Below are 6,324 nucleotides of genomic sequence, written 5' to 3' on the forward strand. Positions count from 1 at the left end.
GGGCGGCGGCAGCGTCGACCGCACGCCGGTCACCGGCCCGGTCGTGCCCGGCAGCAGCACCTCGGCCGACGGCGTGGTGATCAACCGCGTGCAGGGCTTGCCAGACAGCCAGTTCGTTTCCAACCCACAGAAATACCTGATCGAAACCAACCCGCTGCTGACCAACCTCAGCCAGTTTTTAAGCTCCGATTACATGCTGTCCAAACTGGGCTACGACCCGGACCAGGCACAAAAGCGCCTGGGTGACGGCCTGTATGAACAGCGCCTGATCCAGCAAGCCGTGATCGCCCGTACCGGCCAGCGTTTCATCGATGGCCAGACCAGCGACACAGCAATGTTCAAGTACCTGATGGACAACGCCATTGGCACTAAACAGGCGCTAAACCTGGCCGTAGGCGTGAGCCTCACCGCCGAGCAAGTCGCGGCCCTGACCCACGACATCGTGTGGATGGAAAACGCCACCGTCGCCGGCCAGCAAGTGCTGGTGCCCGTGCTCTACCTGGCCCAGGCCAACAACCGCCTGGCGCCCAACGGCGCACTCATCACCGGCAGCGACCTGAACCTGGTCAGCGGCACCGACCTCAACAACGTCGGCACCCTGCGCGCCACCAACAACCTCGCCGCCAGCGCCGGGCGCAACATGGTCAACAGCGGCCTTGTGCAAGCGGGCAACCGCCTCGACCTGCTCGCCGGCAACACCCTCACCAACCGCGCCGGCGGCATTATTGCCGGGCGCGACGTCAGCGTGAGCGCAGTGAATGGCGATGTGCTCAACGAACGCACCGTTACCAGCCACCAGAGCAGCAGCGGCTACCGCACCGAGCGCACCGACTTCGTCGACAACGCCGCCCGCATCGAAGCCGCCAACACCCTCACCCTGCAAGCCGGGCGCGACGTCAACAGCACCGGCGGCGCCTTCAAAAGCGGCGCCGACCTGGGCGTTCAAGCCGGGCGCGACGTGAACCTGGCCACCGCCGAACAACGCAACGCCAATGCCGTCAGCACCTACATGCGCAGCAGCAACGCAACCCAGTACGGCACCGTGATCGAGGCCGGGCGAGACTTCCAGGTGGTGGCTGCGCGGGACATCAGTGCTATCGGCAGCCAGTTGAATGCCACGCGTGATCTGGCGCTGGTAGCCAAGGGCAATGTGAACCTGGCTTCGGCGGCGAATGAACAGCATTCGGCGTTTAATTCCAAGAAGGTCACCAGCCAGGAAGACCACGTTCAGCAAGTGGGCACCTCGCTGGTTGCCGGTGAGAACCTCTCCCTGAGTGCCGGCAACGACCTCGTGGTCAGCGCCAGCCGTGCGAGTGCCGGCAAGGAAGCCTACCTGTACGCAGGCAATGACCTGGCGCTGAACGCCGCGCAAGACAGCGACTACAGCTATTACCGCAAAACCAAAACCAGCAAAGGGTTGCTGTCCAGCAGCCAGAAAACGCGCATCGACAGCAGTAACCAGATCAGCCAGCAGGGCTCTTCCATCAGCGCTGATACCGTGGTTGTGCGTGCTGGCCGTGACATCGGCACTACCGCCAGCGACGTGGTTTCCACCAACGCCACCAGCCTGATTGCCGGGCGCAATGTGGTGATTGATGGGGCAACGGAAACCTTTGAACAAAGCCATTCGTCCTCGACCAAAAAATCGGGCTTGATGAGCAGCGGCGGCATCGGCGTTACGTTGGGTTCAAGCAGCAACCAGAACACCTTCACCAGCAGCACCGAAACCACCCGGGCCAGCAACATCGGCAGTGTGCTGGGCAGTGTGGATATTCAGGCTGGCAAAGACCTGACCATTCGCGGTTCTGACGTGGTTGCCGGTAAGGACATCAGCCTGGTTGGGCAAAATGTCAGCATCCTGGCTTCCGAGAACAACAACCGTAGCGAGCAGACCTCCAAGAGCAAAACCAGTGGTTTGACCCTGGCGTTGTCCGGCACCGTGGGTAGCGCGGTGGACTCTGCTTATAAGACCGCCAAGCAAGCCAAGAACGAGGACGACGGCCGCCTCTCGGCGCTGCAGGGTGTGAAGGCGGGTTTGACGGGGGTGCAGGCGTGGCAAGCGGCGCAGCAGAACGGCGGCATGACCGGCGCTAACGCCGGGCAGTTTGTAGGCATCGCCATCTCGCTCGGCTCGCAAAAATCCAGCTCCAAACAGACCCAAGAGCAGACAGCAAGCCAAGGCAGCAGCCTCACCAGTGGCAATAACCTCAGTATTGTAGCCGCCGGTAACGGCACGCCTGGCGCAGATGGAGACATCCGTGTTCAGGGCAGCAAGCTCCAGGCCGGTAATGAAATGCTGTTGGCAGCGGAGCGTGATATCCGCCTGGAAGCAGCCGCCAACACACAAAAACTCGATGGCAAAAACAGCAGTGGCGGCGGGGCCGTAGGCGTTAGCCTCGGGTTTGGTTCCAGTGGTGCAGGCCTGAGTATTTTTGCTAATGCGAACAAGGGCACCGGCAGCGAAAAGGGCAATGGCACAACCTGGACGGAAACGACGCTGGATGCGGGCAAGCAAGTCAGCCTGATCAGTGGGCGAGACACCGTCCTCAAAGGTGCGCAGGTCAGTGCAGATCAGATCAAGGCCGCGGTAGGCCGCGATCTTACGCTGCAAAGTCTGCAAGACACCGATGACTACAAGTCCAAACAAACCGATGTCAGCGGTGGCGCAAGTTTCACGTTTGGCACCATGACGGGCAGTGGTTCGCTCAGCATCAGCAAGAGCAAGATCGACTCCAACTATAAGAGTGTGCAGGAGCAAACCGGCCTGTTCGGCGGTAAGGGTGGCTACCAGATTGATGTGGGCAACCACACGCAACTCGATGGCAGCGTGATCGCCAGCACCGCTACTGCGGACAAAAACCGCCTGAGCACCGGCACCCTCGGCTGGAGCGTTTTAAAGAATAAAGCCGACTACACAAGCCAGTTACAGAGCGCCAGCGTCAGCAGTGGCGCAAGCGGCGCGAACGCCTTCATCAGCAATATGCCCTCCGGCAGCTTGATCGCGTTCAATCATGGCGACAGTGACAGCGGCACCACGTCATCGGCCATTTCCAATGGCACCCTCGACATCCGCGACGCTGCCAAACAGCAGCAGGACGTTGCAACGCTGAGCCACGATGTTGAACACGCCAATGGCAGCATCAGCCCGATCTTTGATAAGGAAAAAGAGCAGAAGCGCCTGCGGCAGGTGCAGTTGATTGCGGATATTGGTACTCAGGCATCGGACATCGTTCGCACGCAAGGTGCCATTAACGCGGCCAACGCTCAAAAAGATCCTGAAGCGGTAGCAGCTGCGCGAGACAAGCTTATCCGTGAGGGCAATACCCAGCCGACGGAGAAAGAGATCGCCGCACAGGTGACCCGTACTGTGATGCAGCCGTACGGAACTGGGGGCGATTATCAACGCGCCGCCCAAGCGGTGACGGCAGCTTTGCAAGGACTGGCAGGGGGGGACATCGGGTCAGCCCTTACGGGTGCGTCGGCGCCCTATCTGGCGAACCTCATCAAGCAATCAACGCAGGGTAACGATACCGCCCGAATCATGGCCCACGTGGTATTGGGTGCTGTGGTTGCACAAGCCCAAGGAAACTCGGCGGTTGCCGGTGCCGCGGGAGCTGGTACGGGGGAGTTGATTGCGGCGCGGTTGTATCCGGATATTAAAACTGAGAATTTGAGCGAGGAGCAGAGACAGACCGTATCGGCGCTTTCGACATTGGCGTCGGGGTTGGCAGGCGGACTTGCGGGAGGTGACCTGAGCGGTGCAATTGCCGGTGCAAAGGCTGGCAACAATGCGGTTGAGAACAACTCGCTTGGTGATATTGCTAGTGCATTAGCTGAGGGTAAGACACTTGAACAAAAGGCTGAAGAGCGCGTCAACGCTGAAAACGAGCGATACAAGGAGCAAAACTGTGCAGGAATGAGCGCGGATGCGTGCTCGGCGCAAATGTATGCTGAACGTCGCGAAACACTTGCTTATACCGTGGCGGGTGTTGGAGCTTTAGCCGGAGCAGTGCTGCTCGGTCCTGCATTGTTAAATTCCTGTGCGATGAACCCAGCTGTTTGTACCGAACTGTCATTAACAGCAGTTGAGTTGCCCTTTGGTGCCGCAACGGCTGGCGGTACGGCGTTAGGTGTGGGAGGCTTTGGCAGTCTTGCAGCGAAAGAAGTGGCTGCCACTGCCGACGCAGCGGCGGCTGCACGTGTTGCCGAAGGTGCAAAAGGGCTTGGAAGTAAGGTCGATGACTTACTGCCAAACCTCAATACCCGGGTACTTACCGAGACTGAGGCAAGAGCCTTGGGTGGTGAAAATAAAGGTCTGATTTATGTCGCGGAAGGTCCAAAAGGAAAGCCTGCGGCGCAGGACTTTCAGGCGGGTACCAATGGCGCGTTTACTGATTTAGCGACAGGTAAAGGAGGGGTGCCGGCGCTGCGCTATACCAACCCCAATGAAAAAGGCGTCAATTTTGTTAAGTTTGACGGAGTTGAAACGGCAGTTGATGGTTCGTCTGTTATGTTAATTGACGCAAAGACAAAGTTGGCCATCTGGAGCCCTTCAACGCAAAAGTCGGTTTTGGATACTTTGCAGCGTGTGAAATCTGCCGTTGATCAGAATCCAGGATTTAAAGTTGTATATGAGTTTCCGAATCAAAAGGTTGAGGCTCAGGCTAAAGCTTTCATTCGGTCCAATGGTTTCGATAGCATTGTTAGTACTAGGACAAGAACCCCATGAGTGCAGCAGATATAGAATTATGGTTTTATGCGCGCCCTGATAAAACTCTATCTATAAATCAGCGACATGCTGAAGTCATGGATAGGATGTCTCGGATTGGTGCTCCTTTAGGGTTTGCGGGTCTTGAGCTTCCGGCTACCCCGAGTTGCGGCGACGGGCTAGTTGCTACCTATACAGTTAAACTTCCCATCAGAGGGCTCCGGTGTGTGGGGGACTATGCGTATCGTGGCGATCGATACATATATGAAGATAGGGCCTCTTATGATGAACACTTGCGGTTTGGATTTAAGATATCAAACAAGGCTATTGATTATAAGCTTGTTGTGAATGAGCACTTACCAAAAGTGATTGAGGCGTTCAAGGGGTATAGAGGTCATGTATCCTATGACCTGTATGGTCTGTATTATCAAGGAGGGTTGAACGATGACAACGCGGTTTATAACCGGTTGCGTGAGGACAAAACTTTAGATATTGATGGGCGCAACAATATTTATACGCTATATCCTGCCCAGTTCTGGGATGCAGCCCTTTGTCAGCGTGCTCTAGGCTATGGCCCTGATGAAGTAATTGCACGATTGGACGGCCAGTGTCGTATGGCGGTACGGCTGATGGGGGGGGTCTACTTAATTCTCAATGATGACCCGAACATGTCCTATGAAACTTTTGTACAAATGAATGAACAGATCAAGCCAATCTTGGGGTTGGTCTAGCGGAAATAGGGGTCAGACCCTGAGGAATCCCCGATTTTTCTTACGAAAAATCAAGAAGTTGGAATTATTGAAGAAGCCTGCATGAGTCGGCAACTTGGTTTGCACCACACAAAAACAAGATCCCCGACCCATGCAAGCCATCCGATTTTTACACAGAGCGCTCGCTCAAGCACTGCCTTCAATCCATTCTCGTCGCCTGACAACACTGATGAGTTGTGTCAGTTCGTTACTGCAAGGCCGCCGCCTGACGCTGACAGCACTCGGACGTTTTATGCCAGGTCAGGCGTACCCCAAACATGCAATCAAGCGGGTCGATCGGTTGCTGGGCAATCAACACCTCAGAGCAGAGCGCCCGCTGTTCTACTGGGTGATCCTGCGGGCATTGCTGGGGTCGGTGAAGCACCCATTAATCTTGGTTGACTGGTCACGAATTGATGCTCCCGGTAATGCTTTTTTGTTGAGAGCCGCGATACCGCTGGCGGGGCGCTCATTTCCAATTTATGAAAGTGTTCATGAGCGCGAGGGTTGCCCCAAATATCAAAACCGCCTGCTCAAAACACTGGCTGAACTACTGCCCGATGGATGTGTTCCAGTGATGGTTACTGATGCAGGTTTCCGGCGACCATGGATGAAAGCAGTGGCTGCGCAGGGCTGGTACTACGTGGCTCGCATACGAAATCGTGAGCTATATCGTGGTGACGAAAATGAGTGGCTGCCCGTGAAAAACTTGTATGCGTTGGCCACCTCGTCACCCAAGTCGATTGGCCGGGTCGAGATGACACGTAGCGCTCCGCACTTGATCGATTTGTACTGCGTGCGACATTCAGCCAAGGGCCGCAAGCATCAACGAGTTACCGGCTCAATCGCCAAAAGTAAGCTCAGCCG

Annotated in this window: 2 protein-coding genes and 1 pseudogene; all 3 read left to right on the forward strand. The window is 56.5% G+C overall.

The genetic code is table 11. The annotated features are described in order from the left end of the window. Window positions 1-79 precede the first annotated feature (79 nt). Window positions 80-4,729: pseudogene (locus BFP92_RS20990) on the forward strand (hemagglutinin repeat-containing protein); the annotation flags it as partial. Further along, window positions 4,726-5,439, forward strand: a complete 714-nt coding sequence (locus tag BFP92_RS20995) for a hypothetical protein (RefSeq protein ID WP_139114094.1) — start codon at window positions 4,726-4,728, stop codon at window positions 5,437-5,439. The pseudogene BFP92_RS20990 and the gene BFP92_RS20995, both read left to right, overlap by 4 nt. A 130-nt stretch (window positions 5,440-5,569) precedes the next feature. Then, window positions 5,570-6,324, forward strand: a 755-nt coding sequence (locus BFP92_RS30625; RefSeq protein ID WP_139114028.1) for an IS4 family transposase, incomplete at its 3' end; no start/stop codon positions are given.

Source organism: Pseudomonas sp. 58 R 3 (assembly GCF_900006605.1).
In the GTDB taxonomy this organism is placed as follows: domain Bacteria; phylum Pseudomonadota; class Gammaproteobacteria; order Pseudomonadales; family Pseudomonadaceae; genus Aquipseudomonas; species Aquipseudomonas salomonii.

Coding starts and splice junctions, on each gene's coding strand:
- BFP92_RS20995 (WP_139114094.1), top strand. CDS start 4,726: ATGAGTGCAGCAGATATAGAATTATGGTTTTATGCGCGCCCTGATAAA.